Source organism: Paenibacillus sp. FSL H7-0737 (assembly GCF_000758545.1).
Classification (GTDB): Bacteria; Bacillota; Bacilli; order Paenibacillales; family Paenibacillaceae; genus Paenibacillus_AQ.
In genome coordinates this window covers 5,746,089-5,768,073 of sequence record NZ_CP009279.1, presented here as the reverse complement: position 1 = coordinate 5,768,073, position 21,985 = coordinate 5,746,089, and the positions used below count along the sequence as shown (strand labels likewise).

Here is a 21,985-nt window from a genome sequence, read left to right as displayed (position 1 = left end):
GCTTACAATATGGTTACACCAACAAAATATGGAGGTGCTTTATGGGGGGCAAGTCAATATCAAAGTTCAAACTTAGTCTGATTGCTGTGTTATCCCTAAGTTTTGCTCTAGCAGGGTGCGGTGGAAATAACAGCGGTAATACTGCTAAGGGGGAAAACAAACCGGCAGAAACAACAGCTGCAACTGCAGCTGGAACCGATGACAAGAAGGTAGAGCCTTTTGAAGTTAGTATCTTTCTTGGAGAAGCAGGTCAGCAACCCACACCAGATAACAAAATTTACAAGATGATCAAAGAAAAAACAGGCGCATCATTCAATTTTGAATTCTTGGCTGGAGACCTTAAACAGAAGCTTGGCGTTATGATTGCCGGTTCGGATTATCCAGATCTGATGAGTTCCAATACCCAACTGACTGCAGCAGGTGCATTTATTCCTCTCGAGGACTTAATTGAAGAACACGCTCCGAATTTGAAAGCGCATTACGCAGCTTACTGGAACATGATGAAGGATCCCAATGATGGACACATTTATACACTTCCAAACTATGGTGCGTACAATGGTGAGATGAATACAACCTATTACTCTGGCCCAGCTTTCTGGATTCAGAAAGCTGTACTTAAAGATGCCGGTTATCCAACGGTTAAAACTTTGGACGAGTATTTTGATCTTATCGTGAAATATAAAGAGAAAAATCCAACCATTGATGGTCAACCAACAATTGGGTTTGAGATTCATAACAAAGACTGGAGAAACTGGGGATTGTTTAACGCTCCTCAGCATCTGATCGGTCATCCTAATGATGGCGGAGTAGTAGTTAAGGATAACGTAGCAGAAATCTTTGCGGATAAAGACTATGCAAAGCAGTACTATAAAAAACTTAATGATATGAATGCGTTGGGTATTATTGATAAAGAAGCATTTGTAATGGATTATGACCAATATTTAGCTAAATTGTCTAGCGGAGCCGTACTGGGAATGTTTGATCAGCACTGGAACTTTGGTAAAGCAGAAGATTCACTCAAGACACAAGGGAAAGATATGAGCACTTATGTAGGTCTGCCTCTTGTGTATGATACTAACACCAAAGATTATTATCTGGATCGTCCTGCTCTTAACTTGAATAATGGATTCGGGATTACTGTCAATGCTAAGGATCCAGTGAGAATCCTTAAACTTATGGACACATTGATTCAAGAAGATTGGCAAAGAACCCTCACTTGGGGGATTGAAGGCGAAGATTATCAAGTGGTAGACGGTCGCTTTATAAGAAACCAAGAGCAACGGGATAACGCAGTTGATGCTACATGGAAGCTAAGTAACAAAGCAGAAGCTTGGTATGCTACCGCTCCGAAAATGCAAGGTTACTTTGCAGACGGTAACTCAACGGATGCGGCAGCCCAACCAGAAGAATATAAAGCAGGGTTGGAAGCGTATGACAAGGAAGTTCTTGACGCATATGGATTCAACAGTTATGTAGATTTCTTCAGTAAGCCTGGACCGAACCCAGTGGCTTATCCTGCTTGGTCGATAGATCTTGTTGAAAATTCTCCAGCAAAAATTGCCGATACGAAGATGGGAGAAGTTAAGACCAAGTACCTGCCAAAAGCAATCTTGGCTAGCCCTTCCGATTTCGATAAAGTTTGGACTGAATTTGTTGGAGAACTTCATAAAGCGGATATTAAAGCTTACGAAGACAGAATCAATGAACAGCTTAAATGGAGATTTGATACTTGGAGTGTTAAATAGTTAGAGCTTGCTTAAAAATCAGAAAGTGGTGGCTTATTAGCCAACCACTTTCTGAAATATATGGATGATGTGGGGAGAAAATATATGGATGAGATTTTAACGGGAAAAAAAGTTAACCGGCATCCTAAAAGAAAAAAGAAGCAACCGATTACTCTGACCTTGATTAAGAATCAGAAACAGCTGATTTGGATGTCAGTTCCATTGCTGCTGTATATTGTACTATTTGCGTACGTACCTGTTTGGGGATGGACAATGGCTTTTCAGGATTATAAACCAGCTAAGGCATTTGGCGAACAGACATGGGTCGGCTTGAAACACTTCAAGTTTCTATTTACGGATGATACCTTTTTAAGGGTACTACGAAACACACTGGCTATGGGATTAATTAATTTCTTTCTAGGATTTATAACCGCGATAACATTGGCCTTACTTCTTAATGAAATCAAAAATGTATTTTGGAAAAGAACCGTGCAGACCATATCCTACCTACCTCACTTTCTTTCCTGGATTATTGTAACAGGGATTGTAGGTGTCTCCCTCTCGGTTAACGACGGGATTATCAACATCGTGCTCATGAAATTACATCTTATCGATTCACCAATCCTTTGGTTGAGTGAAGGGAAGTATTTCTGGGGTATTGTGGGTGCTTCAACCGTCTGGAAAGAGGTTGGATGGAGTACAATCATCTACTTGGCTGCTATGGCTTCTATAGATCCAGCTTTATATGAGGCTGCTGAGATTGATGGGGCTAACCGGTACAAAAAAATGTTCAATGTAACATTGCCGGGAATTAAACCAACCATTGTAATCCTGATGATAATGTCCATAGGACATGTATTGGATGTCGGATTTGAGGTTCCGTACTTGTTAGGGAACGGGCTTACTGTAGACTGGTCGGATACGATTGATATATTTGTATTGAAATACGGGATTGGGCAAGGGAATTACTCCTTAGCCACTGCGGGAGGCATATTTAAAACAGTCGTAAGTGTAACGTTACTGCTTTTAGCTAACTGGACGTCGAAGCGGCTAGGGGAAGAGAGGCTGTTATAATCATGGAAAAAACTCAATTAATACCTCAGAAATCTCCAAAAAGTAATAGTAGAAAACGTATGAGAATTATAGGGATCGAACCAGTAGTGTTCGGTACCTTCAATACTATCTTTATGATATGTCTAGTCATTGTTACCTTGTATCCATTCTTGAATACTATAGCAGTTTCCTTAAATGAGGGAAATGATACCATCCGCGGCGGCATTTATCTATTGCCTAGGGAGTGGACTATACAGAACTACAAAGCTGTTTTTGCCTCTGGTACAATTATTCCTGCTTTTTGGATTTCGGTAGCACGAACAGTGATATCTACGATCCTGAATCTATTTTTAACCACAATGCTTGCTTATACTTTAAGCCGGAAAGAATATGTTTTCCGCAAGCAGATTACCTTTGTTTTCGTCCTAACCATGTATTTTAATGCGGGTCTGATTCCAAATTATTTCCTAATTAAGGATCTTCATTTGCTTAATACATTTTGGGTATATGTAATACCGACTATGATAAGTGCATTTAATATGATCGTCATCCGTACTTATATTGGTAGCATACATGAAAGTCTTATGGAATCCGCGAGAATCGACGGTGCCGGGGAATTTAAGATTTTCATGAAAGTAGTCTTCCCTTTATGTAAACCTGTTCTGGCTACCATCGCCCTTTTTGTCGCGGTAGGTGCATGGAACTCATGGTTTGATGCTTTTATCTACACCTCTTCCCGCCAGCACTTGAGTACATTGCAGTATGAATTAATGAAACTAATACAATCTAGTATGAATGCGAACAGTAGCGCAAGTGTAGCTAACGGGGCAGGGGTAACTGCGGAGTCAGCGGGGTCAATGGTAACTCCAAAGTCCATTCGTGCAGCCGTTACTATCGTTGCTTCGGTTCCGATTCTGCTAGTCTATCCATTCATGCAAAAGTACTTTGTAGTTGGAATGAACGTAGGAAGCGTGAAGGAATAAGTAGCTTGCACCCACTATTAAATAATAGGAAGGTTGTTTGTTGAATTATGACTCCATCTCCAATCACATACACGAACCCAATACTTCCAGGTTTTTATCCAGATCCTAGCATCACTCGAGCAGGGGATGATTTCTACTTGGTGTGTAGCTCCTTCTAATATTTTCCTGGGGTGCCTATCTTTCACAGCCAGGACTTGATTCACTGGACACAAATTGGTCATGTATTAGATCGTGTAAGTCAGCTAGATACACGTAAGAGCAAAAGCTCTGGAGGTATATTTGCTCCAACCATCCGGTATCATGAAGGAACGTTTTACATGATAACGACCGAAATACACGGGAAGGGGAATTTCTATGTTACGGCTACGGACCCAGCGGGTCCGTGGTCAGACCCGATTAGTATTCCTTATGGAGGAATTGACCCTTCCCTAATGTTTGATGAGGATGGAAAGGTATATGTAACCACCCAGCAGGGAGCAGATTATGATTCCCACGCTATTCAATATGAGATAGACATTGCTACAGGAGCAGCATTAACAGAACCTGTTGTCATCTGGACTGGGGATGGTGGACCTTGGACGGAAGGACCACATTTGTACAAAATTAACGGAATGTATTATATCATGTCTGCTTCAGGCGGCACGGCAAAGGAACACCGAGAAATTATCGGTCGTTCTTCCTCCCCTTACGGTCCTTTTGAAAGATTAGAGCAACCGATATTGACCCATCGCGGGACTGATAGTCCCATTCAGTATCTAGGACATGCTGATCTGATCGAAGATCGTAACGGGGATTGGTGGGCCGTATTCCTTGGAGTACGTCTAGTAGATTCCAAGTATACAGTGCTAGGAAGAGAGACCTTTCTTGCCCCTGTAACGTGGAATGAAGACGGATGGCCGATGATTGATAATAATGAGGACACTGTCGGGCTGGAGATGAAGGTTCCGCGTGTACCGGGTCATTCGCCAAAACCTGAGACTAGCGGAAGATATGATTTTGATGACCCTGTATTGCCGTTGGGATTATCCTTTCTGCGGAATCCGGCAGAGGGAAGCTGGTCACTAAGCCAACGTCCGGGTTTTCTAGCTCTTCGAGGGCAATCGAAAGACCTTAATGAAGTGGGTCAGGTAGCCTTTATAGGCAGAAGACAGCAGCATACTTCAGCTGAATGGAGTACATTACTGGATTTTAACCCTACCGTGGACGGTGAAGAGGCTGGACTCTGTGCTAGATTGGACGAGAATGCACATTATGAAATTGCACTATCGCAAAGAAATGGACATAGAGTGATTACAGCTTATTTAACTGTTGATGGAACAACACATGTGGCTGCAGAGATTCCAACGATTGCTGGATGTTTATATCTGAAAATTCGGGCGGAGCTAACGGAATACACTTTACTTTATTCTTTGGATGGTCAGGAATGGATCGAGCTATCTAGGGCTCTAGCCTATCCATTATCCCCTCAAGCTGTCAAAGGAAACGGATTTACCGGTGTTCTTGTTGGCTTATATGCGACAGGTCATGGTAAAGTAGCTGAGGTACCTGCCCACTTTGATTGGTTCGATTATCGGTCATAATATTTCGAATACGGAATATAGATACGTTTGTTAGGAGGGAGATTGTTGAGACCAGCTAGTGATTTTACAGAGCCTGCACTAAAGACAGTGTTCGCAGAGGATTTCAAGATTGGCGCAGCCGTCAACCCATTAACTATCCAATCACAGGAGCATTTGCTTGCTTATCATTTCAACAGTATTACCGCTGAGAACGAGATGAAATTTGAAAGTCTGCATCCACTTGAGGACACTTATAACTTTAGGGCAGCAGACCAGCTGGTTGCCTTTGCCAGGGAACATCATATGGCGATGCGCGGACATACCTTGATTTGGCACAACCAGACAACGGACTGGCTGTTTGAGGATAAGGGCGGAGGACCTGTAAGCAAAGAGATTCTGCTTGCACGAGTCAAATCACATATTCAGACCGTTGTAGGACGTTATAAGGATGATATTTATGCTTGGGATGTTGTCAATGAAGTTATAGCCGATGAAGGAGAAGAGCTTCTTCGCCATTCGAAGTGGCTCGACATTGTTGGCCCGGATTTTATCGCCAAAGCGTTTGAATTCGCCAATGAAGCTGACCCTAAGGCATTATTATTCTACAATGACTATAACGAATCCCATCCATTAAAGCGTGACAAAATCTATAAACTGGTGAAGTCGCTATTGGAACAAGGCGTGCCGATCCATGGCGTCGGATTGCAGGCACACTGGAATTTATACGATCCTAGTCTGGATGATATTCGTGCAGCGATCGAAAAATATGCATCGTTAGGACTTCAGCTCCAACTGACAGAGCTGGATGTATCCATGTTCCGTTTCGATGACAAACGAATGGACTTAAAGACAGTACCTGCTGAGCTGCTCGAGCTTCAAGCAGATCGATATGAAGCGATGTTCGCACTGCTGAGAGAATACCGGGACGTGATTAGTTCGGTTACGTTCTGGGGAGCAGCGGATGACTATACCTGGCTGGATGATTTCCCTGTTCGTGGGCGGAAGAACTGGCCGTTCCTATTCGATGAAGGGCATAAGCCGAAGCCAGCTTTCCATCGAATTATCACCTCTGCCACGAAATCATAGAGTGGGCAAGCTGCTCAAATAATGAACTGTGAACCCGTCCTTATATCGATTAAGGGCGGGTTATTTATACGTTGATAGATTAGTAGAATAGATCTCAAAGGGCGGATTAAAGTGAGCGTGACAATTAGAAGGATTCTGGAAGATTTAATAGGAGCCATGGAACAGATAGATGGGACTGTGGATACTCTTAAGCCGGGGAATCCAGAAATGGTGATTACAGGGATGGTTACGGCATTTTGCGCTACGCAATATGTTGTGGAGCGAGCGGTTGCTATGAACGCCAATTTGTTGATCACACATGAAGGTGTGTTTTACAGTCATCATGAGACGAGTGAGTGGTTAGAGGATGACCCTATTTATCTTGCGAAACTGAGTTTAATCGAGCGTTCTGAACTGGCTATTTTTCGTTATCATGATTATTGGCATAGGCATCAACCAGACGGGATCATGGTGGGCTTGCTACGAGAGCTTGAATGGTCAGCCTATGTGGTTGAGCAGCAATCCACTGCTACAATCCTATCGATTCCAGCTATGACGGTAAGTGAAGCGGCACAGTATATAAAAATAAAGCTAGGTATCTCCTATTTACGTGCTGCCGGAGACGTATCCCAGATATGCAGACATGTGGGGATATTAGTAGGTTACAGAGGAGGTGGGACGATGGCTATTCCTCTTTTTAATCAGCACAATCTTGATTTAATTATTGCTGGCGAGGGCCCCGAATGGGAAACTCCAGAATATGTGAGGGATGCTGTCCACCAAGGCAGATCAAAAGCGCTGATTATGTTAGGTCATGCGGAAAGTGAAGCTCCAGGAATGAAATATTTAGCTGAAGTTCTGGCACAGAAATACCCAATGATTCCTACTTATTTTATTGCTGAACAACCGGTCTATCAGCTGGTTTAATTCGTATAAACCGAAATGAAGAATAAATTTGCATATTATGGAGAAAATGATTGGAAACCAGGTCACTGAGAAAGGAGTGTTTCAATGGAAATTCCTTTGGAGGCTGATGAAGTGTTAAGTCGTATCAAAAAGCTTCAAACCGATGGAAGCTCGATCAGCAAAAAACAAGTGAAGCAAAGCGATCCTGATCTTATGAGAAGTGCGCTGTTCTTTTTTCCGAGCTGGGAGCATGCATTGAAAAACGCCGATCTGTTGTAGCCATATGATTGTATAACGAAGCCGAGTGGTTCAGGGATTGATCTCTGATGGCCGCTCGGCTTTTTTTAGATATATTGAGTAAACAAGAGCAAAAGAAAGAGAAAACGAAGTGTATGCTCAATATGAAATGAAAAGCATGGCTTTCAACATTATTTTGCCCACGGCTCAACTTTACAAGAAACCTTACACGGAGTATGATTCATCACATAACTGACAATTACATAAGAAGTCCGCTTAATTTCCGTTAAGGAAAGCGGGGGAACCAACAACTGGGAACCAGTGTAACAATCGGTACTAGTTATGGGGTGAATCCTGTTCCAGGTGCATAAATGCATCCATGCAGGTAGGGCAACTCTCACTGCCCGAATCCGACAGCTAACCTCGTAAGCGTATGGAGAGAGGATGAATGGCGTATTTGATGATGAATAGCCACAGAGAATCCCTCTGTGGTTTTTTGCTGCGTTAAAAAGCAGATATAGTTGTAGAACCTATCTATGAAAGAGGTGTTAACTTTGCCTATTGCTAAACTGAATGGAACTTCGCTCTATTACGAAATCAATGGAACAGGGGCTCCGGTTGTGTTTATCCATGGACATGGATTAACACATAGTATGTTCAAGCCACAATTGGAGTATTTTTCTGATAAATATAAAGTGATTCTGTGTGATTTACGGGGGAATGGCAAATCAGGTGAATTACTGCAGGCCCCAAACGAGATTATTGAAACCCAATGTCTAGATATAATTATGCTATTGAATGATTTGGGTATTCGTGAGGCTGTTTTTGTTGGGAGTGCCTATGGGGGGCTCGTCGTTCAGCATATTGCGAAACAATATCCAGAGCGAGTAAAAGCGATTGTTGTCGCGGATAGCTTTTGTAGAAGTCAGGCGTCAACGATAATCGGTAAAATCCAGCTTATGGCTGCTTATTGTAGCTGGTTAATGTATTACGCTCCAAGTGAGCTTGTACTGCCTTCGATTCGTATGATGTACCGGGAACGCTGGAATCTGGCTTATAACGAGATTAGAAGAGGACTTCTCGATAAACGTCCACGGGAATTGTATCGGCAAAGGCTGGCTACGAGCCATGTGGATTACACTAGATGCTTAAAGTCTTTTAAGCGTCCCGCCTTATGTATTGTAGGTGACTTTAGTGAATTTGGAGTTAATTGTATGAAGGATATGGTGTCTCAGCTGCCACATGCTCAGTTAGTGATTATCCCTAACGCATTAGATCCTAGTAATCTGTGTCAGCCGGAGAAATTTAATGCTATACTTCAGCGGTTTTTGGAGAAACAGCAGGAAACTCAGCAGATTAGTTAATCTTAATGGTAAGTGAGAAATGAGAGGCGTCCCATAGCCGGGGAGTATGTACTGGCTACGGGGCGTTCTTCTGTATGTCTGTATTTTGTACAATGCTGTCTACTGATGTAAGATTAAAGTTATTCGATACTAACTATCTAAAGGAGCTGAGTCATGATGTCTCAAGCCGAAACCATAAAATTGACCTCATTATCTTCAAAAGGGGGCTGCGGCTGCAAAATCGGTCCCGCCGATCTCATGCAGGTTATTCGCAGTCTACCACCAACCGTTCCTAATCCGGATCTACTTGTGGGTCTGGATACCAGTGATGACGCTGGGGTATATCGATTAAGTGATGATCTGGCGTTAGTGCAAACTGTTGATTTTTTCACGCCGATCGTGGACGACCCTTATTCCTTTGGGCAAATTGCAGCAGCTAATGCGTTAAGTGATATTTATGCTATGGGCGGTAAGCCGCTTACGGTGCTTAATATTGTGGCCTTCCCTATTTCTGTTCTGGACAAAAGCATTCTCGGTGACATTTTGCGCGGTGCAGCAGATAAAGTGCAGGAAGCAGGAGCAACGCTTGTGGGCGGACATTCCATCGACGATAAAGAGCCTAAATTTGGATTGGCCGTTACGGGCCTTGTGCATCCGGACAAAGTAAGAACGAATGCAGGTGCGCAGGTAGGAGACAAGCTGATTTTGACCAAACCTATCGGTGTGGGCATCTTAACGACTTCTATTAAAAAGGATCAGCTATCCCCAGAAGAAACTACACGCCTTACGACAGTCATGTCTACACTGAATAAAAAAGCGGCTGAAATCATGGAGCCCTATGATGTACATGCTTGTACAGATGTTACCGGATTCGGGTTGCTTGGACATGCCTCGGAAATGGCAAAGGGGAGCAACCACGGACTGATTATTCGTCAAGGCGATGTACCGATGCTGCCAAGAGTAAGAGAACTCGCGGAGCAGGGCTTTGTTCCAGGCGGCACTAAGAATAACTTTGCCCATTTGGAGGGCAGTATTCTTTATCCGGAAGAGATGGACCAATTAAGCCGCTATATTCTGTGTGATGCTGTGACTTCCGGTGGATTGCTGATCTCTGTTGCTCCTGAACAAAGTGAGGATTTGCTAAAAGAGTTAGTAGATGCAGGTGTAGAAGCAGCATTGATCGGAGAGGTAACGGAAGAACATCCGGGTCAGATTGCAGTTATAGCTGCGCAATAACGCTGGAGTTCAGCTTAGAGGCGACCTAAGAAGTTAGCCACCAGAGGAGAGAGCGCATTGTTTCAGGATATTACATTGGAAGAACTAAGAGTGTTAAAGAATAAGAAGCAGATCACCGTTATCGACGTTCGATCTCCTTCTGAATATAAAGATGCAACGCTGCCGGATAGCTTGAATATTCCCTTTTTTGACGATGAGGAACGGGCTGAAGTAGGTACGTTGTATAAACAGAAAAGTGTGCAGGCTGCGAAAGAACGCGGTTTGGAGATTGCTGCTGCGAAGCTACCTACCTTTGTCAAAGAATTTGCTGCGATTCAAGGGGACAAGGCTGTATTCTGCTGGAGGGGAGGTATGCGCAGCCGTACAACTGCGACCGTACTTTCTTTAATGGATATTCACGCTTACCGATTGATTGGCGGCTATAAAGCTTACCGTAAATGGGTACTCGATGAACTGGAGTCCTATGAATTCAAGGCGAAGCCTTATGTCATTCATGGAAATACGGGTACAGGTAAAACAAACCTGCTGCACCGCCTGAAGGCACAGAGCTATCCTGTTTTGGATTTGGAAGGAATGGCAGGTCACCGCGGTTCTATCTTTGGCGAGATCGGACTTCATGCAAACAATCAAAAAACGTTCGATAGTCTTCTTATGGAGGAATTAATTAAGCTTGGGGATGCTCCTTATGTACTGTTTGAAGCGGAGAGCAAAAAGATTGGGAAGGTCGTAATGCCCCCATTCATGGCCGAGCAGAAAGAGATCGGAACACAGATTTGGATTGAGATGCCACTACAAGCCAGAGTGCAGCAAATCCTTGAGGATTATCGACCAGAAGAATATAAAGAACAGTGCATTTCAGCATTTCGAAGTATCAAATCGCGAATTCATATCCCCATTGCGGCGGAAATCGAGCGGTGCTTGCAAGCTGATATGTTCGGAGAGGCTGTTGCGCTGCTGTTAGAATACTACTATGATCCTAAATACGATTATACGTCTACTCAGTATGAAGGCATTGAGAGAGTTACCTTTAAGGTGAACAATTTGGATGAGGCTGAGGTTGCGGTGATCTCTTTTTTAAGTAATCAGAAGGTATAAGCTTTAGGTATCGTAAAGTATGAGGGGTTTAGAGGAGGCTCGGCTTAACAAATGATCTATTTAGACTATAACGCTACAACACCTGTAGATAAGGAAGTAGCAGAGGTTATGATTCCTTATCTTTATGGTCATTTTGGCAATCCTTCAAGCAGTCATTCTTTGGGACAAGAAGCTAAAGTCGGAATCGAGCGTGCAAGAACACAGGTGGCTAATTTCCTGAATTGTACGCCGGGTGAGGTGCTTTTTACAAGCGGGGGCAGCGAGTCGAATAATACCGTCATCAAGGGCGTCGCCCAAACATATCGACATAAAGGCAATCACATTATTGTGTCTGCTGTGGAGCATCCTGCGGTAGTTAAACCGTGTCAGTATCTGGAGCAGTTGGGCTACACGATTACTTATGTACCTGTTGACGCGTATGGAATGGTGCAGGTAGATGATGTGAAAAATCAGCTTACAGACCAAACTATACTAGTCTCCATTATGCACTCTAATAACGAAACGGGCACGATTCAGCCGATCAAAGAAATAGCTGAGGTCTGCCATGAACGGGGTGTCCTTGTACATACCGATGCTTCGCAGTCCGCTGGAAAAGTAGAGCTTGATGTGGCTGAGTTAGGGGTGGATTTTCTAACGCTGGCAGGCCATAAATTATATGCGCCAAAAGGGATTGGAGCATTGTACATCCGAGAGGGCATTCACATCGAGCCATTAATTCACGGAGCGGGTCATGAGCAGGGGAGACGTGCCGGAACGGAAAACACCCCTTATATTATTGGATTAGGAAAAGCCTGTGAGCTTACTTCGGACTCTCCATCCAGAGAGCGTGTGAAAGAAGTAGCGGATTATTTCTACGATAGATTGCAGAAGGCATTTGGCGACAGAATTCACCTGAATGGTCATAGGCATAAGCGATTGCCCAACACGCTTAACGTTAGTTTTCTTGGAGCGGTGGGTCACGAAGTGATTGCTTCGCTGGAAGATGTGGCTGCCTCAACAGGCTCAGCTTGTCATTCTGGAGAAACATTGATGTCACCTGTTCTAAAGGCAATGAATGTCTCAGCAAGTATTGGGCAGGGAGCGGTTCGTTTTAGTGTGGGACGGTATACGACTAAAGCGGAGATCGATGAGGTTATCGGTAAGCTAAAAGAGTATTTGTTGTGAGTAGACTGCCCAATTTTTGCTCAATAGCCTCTTTCCGGTCCGAAAATTCCCCTTTGAGGCGATAAATGAACCAATAGCGGCATCTGAGTCGAAAGATCAAGAAATTTTAATCGAATATTATAACAAAAGCATCTGTTACTCCTTTAGTGGGGAGGGCAGATGCTTTTGTTTGTGTTAGTGATTATACAATAGTAAAGCCTGCACTTGCATAACCAGTGACTGTATTTACAAGGGTAAGACCTGTAGCAGTGGCTGAGAATACCATAAGAAGACGTGTCTGCGGTGTTACAGCAAAATTGATACCATTCGTAATTCCGCTGACAAAAGTTCCTAGATTAATTGTGCCTGTGATAGTTGGCAGAGGTACTAAGGCCCCAGGAATAGGTGTGAATGTATTATTTGGTAAAGTAGATTGGAATAATTGTGCCGTCACATTTACGGAAGTACCAAGAAGTGATAAAGCTATAGTATTACTGAAGTATGCAGCAATAGATGTTATCACTCCTGAACGAGGAACGGACATTGCAAAGTTGATAAGAGGTCCAAGAACAGTACCTGTCAAATCTATATTTCCACCAACAAGAGAAATGCCTGTGGCTGAACTTCCGAAGCCTATAAGGCTTGTTGTTCCCACCAAACCACCTAAAACCGTGGTCATAATAATTGGTCCACCAGATGCCAGTGGAATGATTGCGCCATCACCGGTTGCCCCAGTAACTCCTGTAACTCCGGTAACCCCCGTCGCACCAGTCGGACCAGCAAGCCCGGCAGTACCCGTAGCCCCCGTCGGACCAGCAAGCCCGGCAGTACCCGTAGCCCCCGTCGGTCCAGCAAGTCCGGCAGTACCTGTCGCACCCGTCGGCCCAGCAATTCCAGCAGTACCTGTCGCACCCGTCGCGCCAGCCAGCCCGGCAGTACCTGTAGCGCCTGTCGGTCCAGCAATTCCAGCTGTACCTGTAGCGCCTGTCGGTCCAGCAATTCCAGCTGTACCTGTAGCGCCTGTCGGTCCAGCAAGTCCGGCAGTACCTGTAGCGCCCGTCGGTCCAGCAAGCCCGGCGGTGCCTGTAGCCCCTGTCGGACCAGCAAGCCCGGCAGTACCCGTCGCACCAGTCGGCCCCGCAAGCCCGGCGGTGCCTGTAGCCCCTGTCGGACCAGCAAGCCCGGCGATGCCTGTAGCCCCTGTCGGACCAGCAAGCCCAGCAGTACCCGTAGCCCCTGTCGGTCCAGTTGCCCCTGCTCCAGGTCCTGTCGGTCCCTGTATTCCTTGCGCGCCTTGAGGACCCTGAGGACCTTGGAGTCCTTGAAGTCCTTGAAGTCCTTGAAGTCCTTGAAGTCCTTGAAGACCTTGAAGACCTTGAGGACCCTGCGCCCCTTGAGGTCCTTGCGCTCCAGTCGCGCCTGTCGCTCCACCAGCAATTAGTAAATAATCTGACGAACTACCTGGTGTTCCTTTGGGTCCGGCAACAGTAGCTATATAAGTGCTGCCATTAAAGGTTACTACTTGACCCGCTGGATACAATGGGCTTTGTGCCGGATTAAAGACTACAATACCTTGCAGCCCTGCACCAGTGGCTCCTTGAGGTCCTTGAGGTCCTTGAGGCCCTTGAGTTCCTTGAGTTCCTTGGGGTCCCTGAGGACCTTGTGGCCCCGTCGCACCCTTAATAGGTAAGCCGAGCGCTTGTGAAATAGAAGCTTGAATATGTCTGATTTGAATTACCAACTGATCTTTGCAATGAGAGTCAATCTTCGTGGCGAGGATAAAAGATAATAACTCGGCTAACAGCTGTTGAAGATTAGTACCCACGCTCACGACGGAGAAGGGACTGACCTCAGTAGATACAATAGTTATTTCTACTACAGAAAGAAGCTCCGTTCTAAAAGGGCTGCATATCCTAGCCTCATGCAAGAATTCCATGAGCTCTCTTAACACTCTTTGAAGATTGGAAATATGAAGTGTAGTGGGATTCGTAAGTGCGGGAGGTACCACTGTAGCAAGCTCTGTGACTATTTTTAATAGTGCAGCACACTCTCTTTTTCTGACAGGACTGCTTATTCTTCCTTGTTTGTTTAGGATAGCGTCACCTTTGAATGGTCTATGATAATGATCCGACATGCTTTTGTATCTCCTCCTTGAGCTTCTCCTTTTCATACCTTTAAAAATTGGGAACCTGCCCAATCAGCATATTCAGAGAAGCTGAAGTTGTTACAGTAATCGCTCTGGAAGTCAATACACATGAACCTACATTAAAAAGGCAAGCCACCGCTAATACAGTAGCCTGCCTTTTTTTGATAGAGTAGTTTAGTAGTGTTATTGATCTGTACTCCGTTCGCATTCTCACTCAGCCTTCAGTTTTATGAACGAGTATTAGAACGCCTGTATTCCATCGGCGTGATGCTGAAGTTGCGTTTGAACATCCGATGGAGATAAGAACTGCTCGTGAAACCGGTCATTTCAGCAATATCCGATACGGACAGATCGCTCTCTTTCAAGAGGCGACATACTTCCTGCATTCGTACATCCATGATGACATCCACAATAGCTGTCATTGTTTGCTGCTTATAAAGACGGCTGACATATATAGGTGACAGGTTAAGCTCATCAGCAATCTGGTTCAGGCCCAGGCTGGGGTCCGTGTAAGATTGATTGATTTTTTGGTTAATTTGACGGATCAGATCACTTTGCTTAGAGCTACGTTTATCGGCCTGTAATTCCTGAATATCATCGAAGAGTTGGTAAAAAGCTTCTTCAAGCTCCTTCATCGTCTCGTAATTCTCAAGTGAAGGTATCTTGAGGATATCTTCCACAGATGTAGAGCTGAGCTTTTTGATATTATCGATGATTCTCTTAATTGTTAGCGTCACCCTGGATAGCGTTAGTTCTAGTATATAGTAGGGGTATTGGTCCAATTCGCGCACGATGTCAGAGAAATGGCTATGGGCTTCGTCTGTTCTACCACTGGTGAGGGCATCAACCAGCTTTTTCTCGTTATCCGCAGGGTAAGAGTATAGGTTATTCTGCAATTCGTTAATCTTCTCTGCGTTGATTAGGCAACCATGCCCATAAAAAAGTCTATGTTTAGAAGCTTCTTTGGCCTGGCTATATAGGTGGTTCAATCGATCTGGATTATCACTAACGGGACTGTACACTAGCGATAATCCTATTTTCAGATAATCGCAGCAAGCCACACGGATTTGTCGCAGCAGCACTTCGATCAATTCTGTATCGAGAGATTCAGCGGACGACATACTGCTAAGTAACATAACTACGCTGTCGTCGTTCATATCTACGCTTTCCACTTGATAAGTCTGACCGCAAATTTCCGAAGCAATATTCATGATCGCGAACTTGTATGCAAGTAGATAAGCACCTCGCTCTTGTCGCAGGGTATTGTATTCATCAATACGCAGCAATACTAGCCGATAGCTCTCGTTTAAGCCGAAGGCAATACTCAGCTGCTCCAAATCAGTTGGCCGGCTGCTGTGGGGTGATTTAATACCGAGAACAAGATTACGTAAAGAATTCTGTCTAATCGTAAACATACTGTTGCGCTTGTCAGCTTCAAGGCTATTCATTCGGCTTACAATGGAATCAATAGGAAGGTAGAGGCGTTTGGATAGCATTCTAGAAATGATAAGTCCGAATATTAAAATAATCAAAGAAATCAGTAGTGTTGTATTACGGATTTGGTTGGTCTGTTCTGTGATCACATTATATGGAGTAATGCGAACATACTGCCAACCAAGAGAATCTGGTGAAGTATAGGACACTAGTGATTTCTGGCCTTTAAAAGGAGCTGTGAAATAACCTGCGGAGCGGTCTTTAACTTTATGCTCTACCCAGCTGCTTTCATCCCCTGAGAGTTTCTCCAATGTCAGCTTGTTCCCCGATAGAAACCGATCTTGGTCATCAAGAAGATAAGTGTTACCACTACCGGCGGTATTGCTGTTAGCCAACTCCTTGTTTATCCAAGCTGCTGATATATTAACAATAACTGCAGAATTGATGGCGCGGTCCCAGTTGATCGCATCATAGCAGAGATAAGTATAGACAGCGATAGCTTCTGATTTGGGTTCGCCGATGGAATAGGTGCGTGGGATCGGAGTGAATGTTTTGTAATCCTGATAATGATTCAACATCTGTATGATTTCAGTGTCCTCTAACTCTCCTGTGGAGTACACACCATTCTGCCCTTGCGCCGCTGAGATATATATAGTGTCATTATTCGGATTATAAACATAGATGGATTCAATGTATGGCATGGAGTTCAGATAGTTTCCGAGATCCGACATTGCAGCCGTAACCTCATAAATGGAAGGTTTGTTGTAGAACAACAGATGGGAAATAGTGGAGGTTCTGTACAGCTGAAATGAAAGCGTTTGAGCTACTTCAGCCATGTTGACTACTTTTTTGCCAGTCTGAGTTAGATCTCTTAGATCGGAACGGAAGGTCTGAGTCTTCTCGACGCCGATGTAGTATGTATAGTACACGATTGTAGAGACCAGAAGAGTTAACGAGATACATAGTGTGATCGTTGTTAGCAGCTTGCCATACAGCAGTCTTTTTCTCCGTATATCACTATTCTTCATAATAGCCCTCCCCCGAAATATATGCGGCTTATTGGATAAGGCTCTGGATGAACTCTAGATATGAAGTCCTCTTATTATAATTGCCCTAGAGTGAACAGAACAGTGGAGTAACACTAGAATGTTGTATTTTACCAATATATAGCTGTGAAGAAAATAAATATTTGTGCACATATCATCATTATTTTCGGGATATTCGAGTGCACTCCCCTATGTACACTGGCATTAACACGATTCATCGCTGCTTCATAAACATCCTTATTGTTCATTAGCGGTTTCTCCAGTTTGTGCAGGAAAGCTATGAAGCTTCACTTCTGTGTTCAAAAGAACCACCCTATAGTGGAATTATGCAGTTTCTACATTAAAGGGAGTGAGAGACCTTGAGCCAAACCTCATCCAAAGGAATCTCAACCGTCGAACTTGGCATCCAGGCCGATGGAAGAGCACGCTTACGGACGACAAGAAAGAAGAAGGGATTTATTTATGAACTGATACACAATCGGATGATGTTTCTGATGCTGCTGCCCACCTTGATCTTTTTCTTAGTAAATTCTTATTTTCCAATGGTAGGTATCTATTATGCGTTCACTCAATTTGACTTCAACAGCAGTATGTTTAATTCCAAGTTCGTCGGCTTGCAGAATTTCGAGTTTCTCTGGAGATCCGGCACACTGGTGAAGCTGACGATGAACACGATAGGTTACAACATCGCTTTTATTGTACTTGGGAATGTGCTGGCGATTGCTTGTGCGATTCTCTTAAGTGAACTGAATGGGAAATGGTTTAAAAAGATTAGCCAATCGATAATGTTTCTACCATATTTCGTATCCTTCGTCATTCTAAGTGTTATTGTCTACAACCTGTTCAATTATGACAGCGGTTTCTTAAATACAATGCTTACACAATTTGGGCTTGATCCGGTGGACGTTTACAGCAAACCCTGGGCTTGGATTTTTCTAATTATTATCTTCTATCTATGGAAGAATCTCGGTTATAGCATGGTTATCTATCTAGCAGCGATTACAGGGATCAGTGATGAATATTATGAAGCGGCTAAGATCGATGGCGCTAATATTTTTCAGCGGATTTGGTATATTACAGTGCCAATGCTGAAATCAACCTTTGTGGTGCTGCTGCTCTTTGCGCTCGGAAGTATTATGAAAGGGCAGTTTGATCTGTTCTATCAATTAATAGGAAACAACGGGCTTCTCTATAATACGACGGATATTCTCGATACCTACGTCTATCGCTCGCTTAAAGTAACGTTTGATGTGGGCATGGCTACTGCTGCCGGGGTCTATCAGTCCTTGTTCGGTTTTGTCCTCATCATGACGGTTAACTATATTATTCGCAAAATAAATGATGACTACGCCCTGTTCTAGGAGGACAAGAAATGAAAATTCAAAAGGATAAATATACACGGATGCTTCATGCAATCGCCTATGTGGTCATCATTGGACTGTCGGTTGCTTGCCTGCTGCCCTTTCTGCTAATTATATCCGCATCATTAACCAGCAATGAATCTATTATCCGGGATGGCTATCATCTGATTCCGGGGCAGTTCTCTCTTGAAGGCTACAAGACGGTGTTCATTTTCCCGGATGAAGTACTGCGTGCTTACACGGTCACCATCGTCACCACTGTAGTGGGAACGACATTAGGACTCTTCTTCATGACGATGGCTGGTTATGTGCTGGCCCGCAAGGATTTCAAATACCGCAATACCTTTTCCTTCTATATATACTTTACGACCTTGTTTGGTGGAGGACTTGTTCCTTGGTACATCATGATTACTAAATACCTCGGTCTGCTGGATTCCTATGCTGTATTGGTGCTACCAGGCCTGATGACACCGTTCTTAATTATTTTAATGAAGAATTTCGTTAAATCAGCAGTCCCTGAGGAGCTATTTGATTCTGGGAAAATCGATGGGGCCGGTGATTTCAGAATCTACTGGCAGATCGTCCTCAAGCTCTCCATGCCAGGGATTGCTACAGTCGGATTGTTCCTTGCATTGTATTACTGGAATGACTGGTTCACATCTTCACTGTTCATTAATGATACCCATAAATATCAACTGCAGTTCTATCTGTACAATGTTATCAATTCAGCGCAGTTCATTGCACAGATGGGCGCTGGAACTGGGGTGTCTCTGGCTACAGAAGTCCCTGCTGAGTCTACCAAAATGGCCATGGCGATTGTTGTGACTGGACCAATTCTATTTCTGTATCCATTCGTTCAGCGTTACTTCGTCAAAGGGTTGACCATCGGAGCTGTAAAAGGTTAGAACCGTAACCTTACCCCTACCCGGGTTTAGGTAAAGTCGGCTAACATAGAAGCATAGTGAAAAGGGAGGATTCAGATGAATAAGCTACGGGGCAAAAGCATGTCTATTCTGCTCACGTCAGTACTGAGCTTGGCTCTACTGGCAGGCTGTGGGGGGAATTCTAGTTCCACGAACGGGGAAAATGCAGCGGTAAAAGAGAGTAATAGCGGCGGGAATACGGCTCAGAGCACCAATGCTGAGACTGAGGAGAAGTCGGGGCTGGATACATCGAAGAAGGTCGAGCTGCAGTTTTATATGCTGGGCGATGCTCCGAAAGATCTTTCAAGTATTGAATCGCAAATTAACAAGATGGCTGAAGAAGATCTGAATGCAACCGTTAAATTCAACTATACAACTTGGACAGACTGGGATCAGAAGTACAAATTGCTACTATCTTCTGGACAATCGATTGATTTGATTTTTACTGCGGATTGGACACAGTATCAAGCTTATGCTAAAAAAGGAGCTTTTTTGGCTATAGATGATTTGCTGCCGACGGCTGCTCCAGCGCTCCAGCAATTTGTACCGCAGGATATGTGGGATGCAGTTAAGATTGATGGCAAGATTTACACTGTACCCGCGACCTATAAGGAATATGTAACTAACGGTTTCGTATGGCGTGAGGATCTGCGTAAGAAATACAATCTGCCTGAGCCAACAGATCTGGCCAGCTATGAGGCTTATATGGAAGGGATCAAGAAGAATGAACCGAAGATGTCGCCGGCATCCTTTAACAGTGATGTGAGGGGCAATCTGCATGATGTCTACACTACACTTACCGCGATGGTCGGAAGTCCGCTGCCTTATGGTATCGGAATCAAGTACAGCGATCCTTCGAAGGCTTATCTTTACTGGGGCTCGGAGGAACATAAAGAAGAACTGCTGACCATGAGACGTTGGCAGGAAAAAGGCCTAATCTCCAAAAATGTATTGAACGTGAAGGACACTCTTCAGGCTCCGGTTATTGCGGGTAAAGCGGCATCCATCTTCGGTGATAACCCGACTCGCTTCAACGATACGCTGATGAAAGTTAAAGCAGCTCATCCAGATTGGGAGTTGGGTTACTATCCTTATGGTCAAACGATCGGTTACGCAACACCGGTGCATCCTATTCATAATGGATTTGCTATTCCGAAGGGCAGCAAGAACCCGGAACGTGCATTGGCCTTTTATGAGAAGATGGTTCTGGATAAACGTTATAACCAGCTGACACAATACGGTGTTGAGGGAAAAAATTATAAGGTTGATGCAAACGGCTATTATGAGCTTATTGGAGATGCTTCTACGAACGGCTTCACTCGTGAAGGGATGAACGGCTGGGCATGGCGGAACCCGGAATTTATGTTATTCGACAAATCCTATGATGGCGTCAAAGAGATTTTCGCTGAGCTTGATAAGATTCAGAAGCCGGATATCTTCACAGGATTTGCTGAAGATTACACCTCTTATCAGGCTGAAAAAGCGGCGCTGGAACAGGTAGAAAAGCAATACCTGTATCCGCTGCAAGCCGGATTGGTAGAGGATGTTGATGCGGGTCTAGCTACCTTCATGGAGAAGGCTAAGCAAGCCGGACTTGAGAAAATTCAGGCGGAATATATCAAGCAATGGAATGCTTACGTACAGGAGAAGGGGTTGTAATAAAGAAGAGCAAGGGATGTTCCTTAAGCCAAAAAGGCGGGGGAACATCCCTTTTTTTGTATTTTAGGAGACTACGAGAAGCGCTGGCGGAATTCCCTCGGAGTGGTTCCCTCAATGCGGACGAAGCTGGAGCTGAAGTAAGGCGCTTGATTGAAGCCGACCTCCTCGGCGATCCGGGCAATCGTGTAACTGGTCTGCATCAGCAATAGCTTACTCTGCTGAATTCGGTAGTGCAGCAGGTAATCCATAGGTGCACAGCCGTATTCCTTTTTCATGCAACGAGCGATATATACAGGATGAAAGTTCAGGTTCTCCCCTAGCTGCTGTGCTGTAATGCGCTCACGGAAATGACTGCGCAAATAGGAGGCAGCTTGCTCTGCACATATTTTGGAGGGAGAGGGACGCTCATGACGCAGAGAGGCAGATAATTGCTGGAGAACCTCTTGAAATAGCAGCTGCTGCTGAAATGGAGTATCGCTCAAATGGGAATTAGGCGCTAGTTGATTCAGCTGCGAGAGCAGTTCCTCCATCTTGGACGGTTGCAGCAGAGAGGTATATTGGGGCAGCTGTAAGGTAAAAGTGCGTATATTAAATTCGTCTGAATGAAGAGGATGCTCCACTCTGTTGTGTTCTGTCTCTGGTGCTGTAGCCATAGCCTCGGAGATATTCCAATCGCCCACTGTCTGAAAATGCAGCCAATAATAAGAGGTATGTTCCTTGCAGCTGTCCGTACTGAAATGATGGCTATCTGGACGAAGAAGCAGTGCCTGACCTGCACGTACCTGAAAGGTGAGACCTCCTTCATTCATATATAGGCAGCCCTGCTTGACTACAAGCAAATCAAATACCTTGATATTGTGGCGGCTCATGTGGTAATGCCCTGGTGAGAAGGTATGCAATCCACTTACGATATAATAGGGCATTGGCGGGACGGTAAAATTAATAATGTTCATGGAGAGATCTCCTTTTATGAGGTTGAAATAATGAAATTATTGGTTTGAAATCTGTACCATCACCAAAAGTATATCATCTATAATTTAGTCTGACCTAAAGAAAAAATATGCTGTTTCTT

At 44.3% G+C, this 21,985-nt stretch carries 17 protein-coding genes, 1 pseudogene and 1 riboswitch; of the genes and pseudogenes, 15 read left to right on the top strand and 3 right to left on the bottom strand.

All coding sequences use genetic code 11. From position 1 onward, the window contains the following. Nucleotides 1-41: 41 nt before the first annotated feature. The 12 genes and pseudogenes from H70737_RS25125 (at nt 42) to H70737_RS25080 (ending at nt 12,365) form a co-directional block, all read left to right on the top strand. Nucleotides 42-1,745, top strand: coding sequence for a type 2 periplasmic-binding domain-containing protein (locus tag H70737_RS25125; protein WP_042191712.1), 1,704 nt, complete (start codon nt 42-44; stop codon nt 1,743-1,745). 84 nt (nt 1,746-1,829) lie between these two features. Next, nucleotides 1,830-2,798 carry an ABC transporter permease gene (locus tag H70737_RS25120; protein ID WP_042191710.1) on the top strand — a complete coding sequence of 323 codons (969 nt, stop codon included), beginning with the start codon at nt 1,830-1,832 and terminating at the stop codon, nt 2,796-2,798. Between the two features lie 59 nt (nt 2,799-2,857). Further along, nucleotides 2,858-3,760: a carbohydrate ABC transporter permease gene (locus H70737_RS25115; RefSeq protein WP_143759544.1), complete on the top strand. Its 903-nt coding sequence runs from the start codon at nt 2,858-2,860 to the stop codon at nt 3,758-3,760. 47 nt (nt 3,761-3,807) lie between these two features. Then, nucleotides 3,808-4,647, top strand: a pseudogene (locus tag H70737_RS31605) (glycoside hydrolase family 43 protein); the annotation flags it as partial. A gap of 12 nt (nt 4,648-4,659) precedes the next feature. Next, nucleotides 4,660-5,340 carry a beta-xylosidase family glycoside hydrolase gene (locus tag H70737_RS31600; protein ID WP_331281446.1) on the top strand — a complete coding sequence of 227 codons (681 nt, stop codon included), beginning with the start codon at nt 4,660-4,662 and terminating at the stop codon, nt 5,338-5,340. 45 nt (nt 5,341-5,385) lie between these two features. Continuing rightward, entirely contained in the window at nt 5,386-6,405 is a 1,020-nt protein-coding gene (locus H70737_RS25105) for an endo-1,4-beta-xylanase (RefSeq protein ID WP_042191705.1), read from the top strand. Between the two features lie 111 nt (nt 6,406-6,516). Continuing rightward, nucleotides 6,517-7,311 (top strand): Nif3-like dinuclear metal center hexameric protein, encoded by a 795-nt coding sequence (locus H70737_RS25100; RefSeq protein WP_042191703.1) that lies wholly within the window; start codon nt 6,517-6,519, stop codon nt 7,309-7,311. Nucleotides 7,312-7,395: 84 nt separating this feature from the next. Further along, nucleotides 7,396-7,569 (top strand): hypothetical protein, encoded by a 174-nt coding sequence (locus H70737_RS31125; RefSeq protein ID WP_170880375.1) that lies wholly within the window; start codon nt 7,396-7,398, stop codon nt 7,567-7,569. A gap of 221 nt (nt 7,570-7,790) precedes the next feature. Then, nucleotides 7,791-7,975: riboswitch (cyclic di-AMP (ydaO/yuaA leader) on the top strand. Between the two features lie 106 nt (nt 7,976-8,081). Further along, nucleotides 8,082-8,891, top strand: coding sequence for an alpha/beta fold hydrolase (locus H70737_RS25095; protein WP_042191701.1), 810 nt, complete (start codon nt 8,082-8,084; stop codon nt 8,889-8,891). Between the two features lie 156 nt (nt 8,892-9,047). After that, entirely contained in the window at nt 9,048-10,106 is a 1,059-nt protein-coding gene (selD, locus tag H70737_RS25090; protein ID WP_042191699.1) for a selenide, water dikinase SelD, read from the top strand. A gap of 57 nt (nt 10,107-10,163) precedes the next feature. Continuing rightward, complete coding sequence (gene mnmH / locus H70737_RS25085; protein WP_042191697.1) at nt 10,164-11,201, top strand: tRNA 2-selenouridine(34) synthase MnmH; 1,038 nt, start codon at nt 10,164-10,166, stop codon at nt 11,199-11,201. A 51-nt stretch (nt 11,202-11,252) separates the two neighbouring features. Continuing rightward, nucleotides 11,253-12,365, top strand: a complete 1,113-nt coding sequence (locus tag H70737_RS25080; protein WP_042191695.1) for a cysteine desulfurase family protein — start codon at nt 11,253-11,255, stop codon at nt 12,363-12,365. Between the two features lie 181 nt (nt 12,366-12,546). Here H70737_RS25080 and H70737_RS31530 read toward each other — a convergent pair whose 3' ends face one another. Both H70737_RS31530 and H70737_RS25070 read right to left on the bottom strand, forming a co-directional pair. Further along, nucleotides 12,547-14,478, bottom strand: a complete 1,932-nt coding sequence (locus H70737_RS31530; RefSeq protein ID WP_052404418.1) for an exosporium glycoprotein BclB-related protein — start codon at nt 14,476-14,478, stop codon at nt 12,547-12,549. A gap of 239 nt (nt 14,479-14,717) precedes the next feature. Beyond that, nucleotides 14,718-16,952 (bottom strand): AraC family transcriptional regulator, encoded by a 2,235-nt coding sequence (locus H70737_RS25070; RefSeq protein ID WP_042191693.1) that lies wholly within the window; start codon nt 16,950-16,952, stop codon nt 14,718-14,720. A gap of 500 nt (nt 16,953-17,452) precedes the next feature. Here H70737_RS25070 and H70737_RS25065 point away from each other — a divergent pair, with 500 nt between their 5' ends. The 3 genes from H70737_RS25065 to H70737_RS25055 all read left to right on the top strand — a co-directional run bounded on the left by H70737_RS25065 (nt 17,453) and on the right by H70737_RS25055 (nt 20,913). After that, complete coding sequence (locus tag H70737_RS25065; RefSeq protein WP_143759548.1) at nt 17,453-18,331, top strand: ABC transporter permease; 879 nt, start codon at nt 17,453-17,455, stop codon at nt 18,329-18,331. Nucleotides 18,332-18,342: 11 nt separating this feature from the next. Next, nucleotides 18,343-19,236, top strand: coding sequence for a carbohydrate ABC transporter permease (locus H70737_RS25060; protein ID WP_042191692.1), 894 nt, complete (start codon nt 18,343-18,345; stop codon nt 19,234-19,236). Nucleotides 19,237-19,311: 75 nt separating this feature from the next. Next, entirely contained in the window at nt 19,312-20,913 is a 1,602-nt protein-coding gene (locus H70737_RS25055; protein ID WP_042191689.1) for an extracellular solute-binding protein, read from the top strand. Nucleotides 20,914-20,984: 71 nt separating this feature from the next. On the opposite strand, the gene H70737_RS25050 is transcribed toward H70737_RS25055, so the two are convergent. After that, nucleotides 20,985-21,866 (bottom strand): helix-turn-helix transcriptional regulator, encoded by an 882-nt coding sequence (locus H70737_RS25050; RefSeq protein ID WP_042191687.1) that lies wholly within the window; start codon nt 21,864-21,866, stop codon nt 20,985-20,987. Between the last annotated feature and the right edge of the window lie 119 nt (nt 21,867-21,985).

What these genes read in the sequence shown, in the direction of transcription:
- H70737_RS25080 (WP_042191695.1), top strand. Translation starts at nt 11,253, where the DNA reads ATGATCTATTTAGACTATAACGCTACAACACCTGTAGATAAGGAAGTA.
- H70737_RS31530 (WP_052404418.1), bottom strand. Translation starts at nt 14,478, where the DNA reads ATGTCGGATCATTATCATAGACCATTCAAAGGTGACGCTATCCTAAAC.
- H70737_RS31125 (WP_170880375.1), top strand. Translation starts at nt 7,396, where the DNA reads ATGGAAATTCCTTTGGAGGCTGATGAAGTGTTAAGTCGTATCAAAAAG.
- H70737_RS25125 (WP_042191712.1), top strand. Translation starts at nt 42, where the DNA reads ATGGGGGGCAAGTCAATATCAAAGTTCAAACTTAGTCTGATTGCTGTG.
- H70737_RS25055 (WP_042191689.1), top strand. Translation starts at nt 19,312, where the DNA reads ATGAATAAGCTACGGGGCAAAAGCATGTCTATTCTGCTCACGTCAGTA.
- selD (WP_042191699.1), top strand. Translation starts at nt 9,048, where the DNA reads ATGTCTCAAGCCGAAACCATAAAATTGACCTCATTATCTTCAAAAGGG.
- H70737_RS31600 (WP_331281446.1), top strand. Translation starts at nt 4,660, where the DNA reads ATGATTGATAATAATGAGGACACTGTCGGGCTGGAGATGAAGGTTCCG.
- H70737_RS25065 (WP_143759548.1), top strand. Translation starts at nt 17,453, where the DNA reads ATGATGTTTCTGATGCTGCTGCCCACCTTGATCTTTTTCTTAGTAAAT.
- H70737_RS25120 (WP_042191710.1), top strand. Translation starts at nt 1,830, where the DNA reads ATGGATGAGATTTTAACGGGAAAAAAAGTTAACCGGCATCCTAAAAGA.
- H70737_RS25070 (WP_042191693.1), bottom strand. Translation starts at nt 16,952, where the DNA reads ATGAAGAATAGTGATATACGGAGAAAAAGACTGCTGTATGGCAAGCTG.
- H70737_RS25115 (WP_143759544.1), top strand. Translation starts at nt 2,858, where the DNA reads ATGAGAATTATAGGGATCGAACCAGTAGTGTTCGGTACCTTCAATACT.
- H70737_RS25060 (WP_042191692.1), top strand. Translation starts at nt 18,343, where the DNA reads ATGAAAATTCAAAAGGATAAATATACACGGATGCTTCATGCAATCGCC.
- H70737_RS25050 (WP_042191687.1), bottom strand. Translation starts at nt 21,866, where the DNA reads ATGAACATTATTAATTTTACCGTCCCGCCAATGCCCTATTATATCGTA.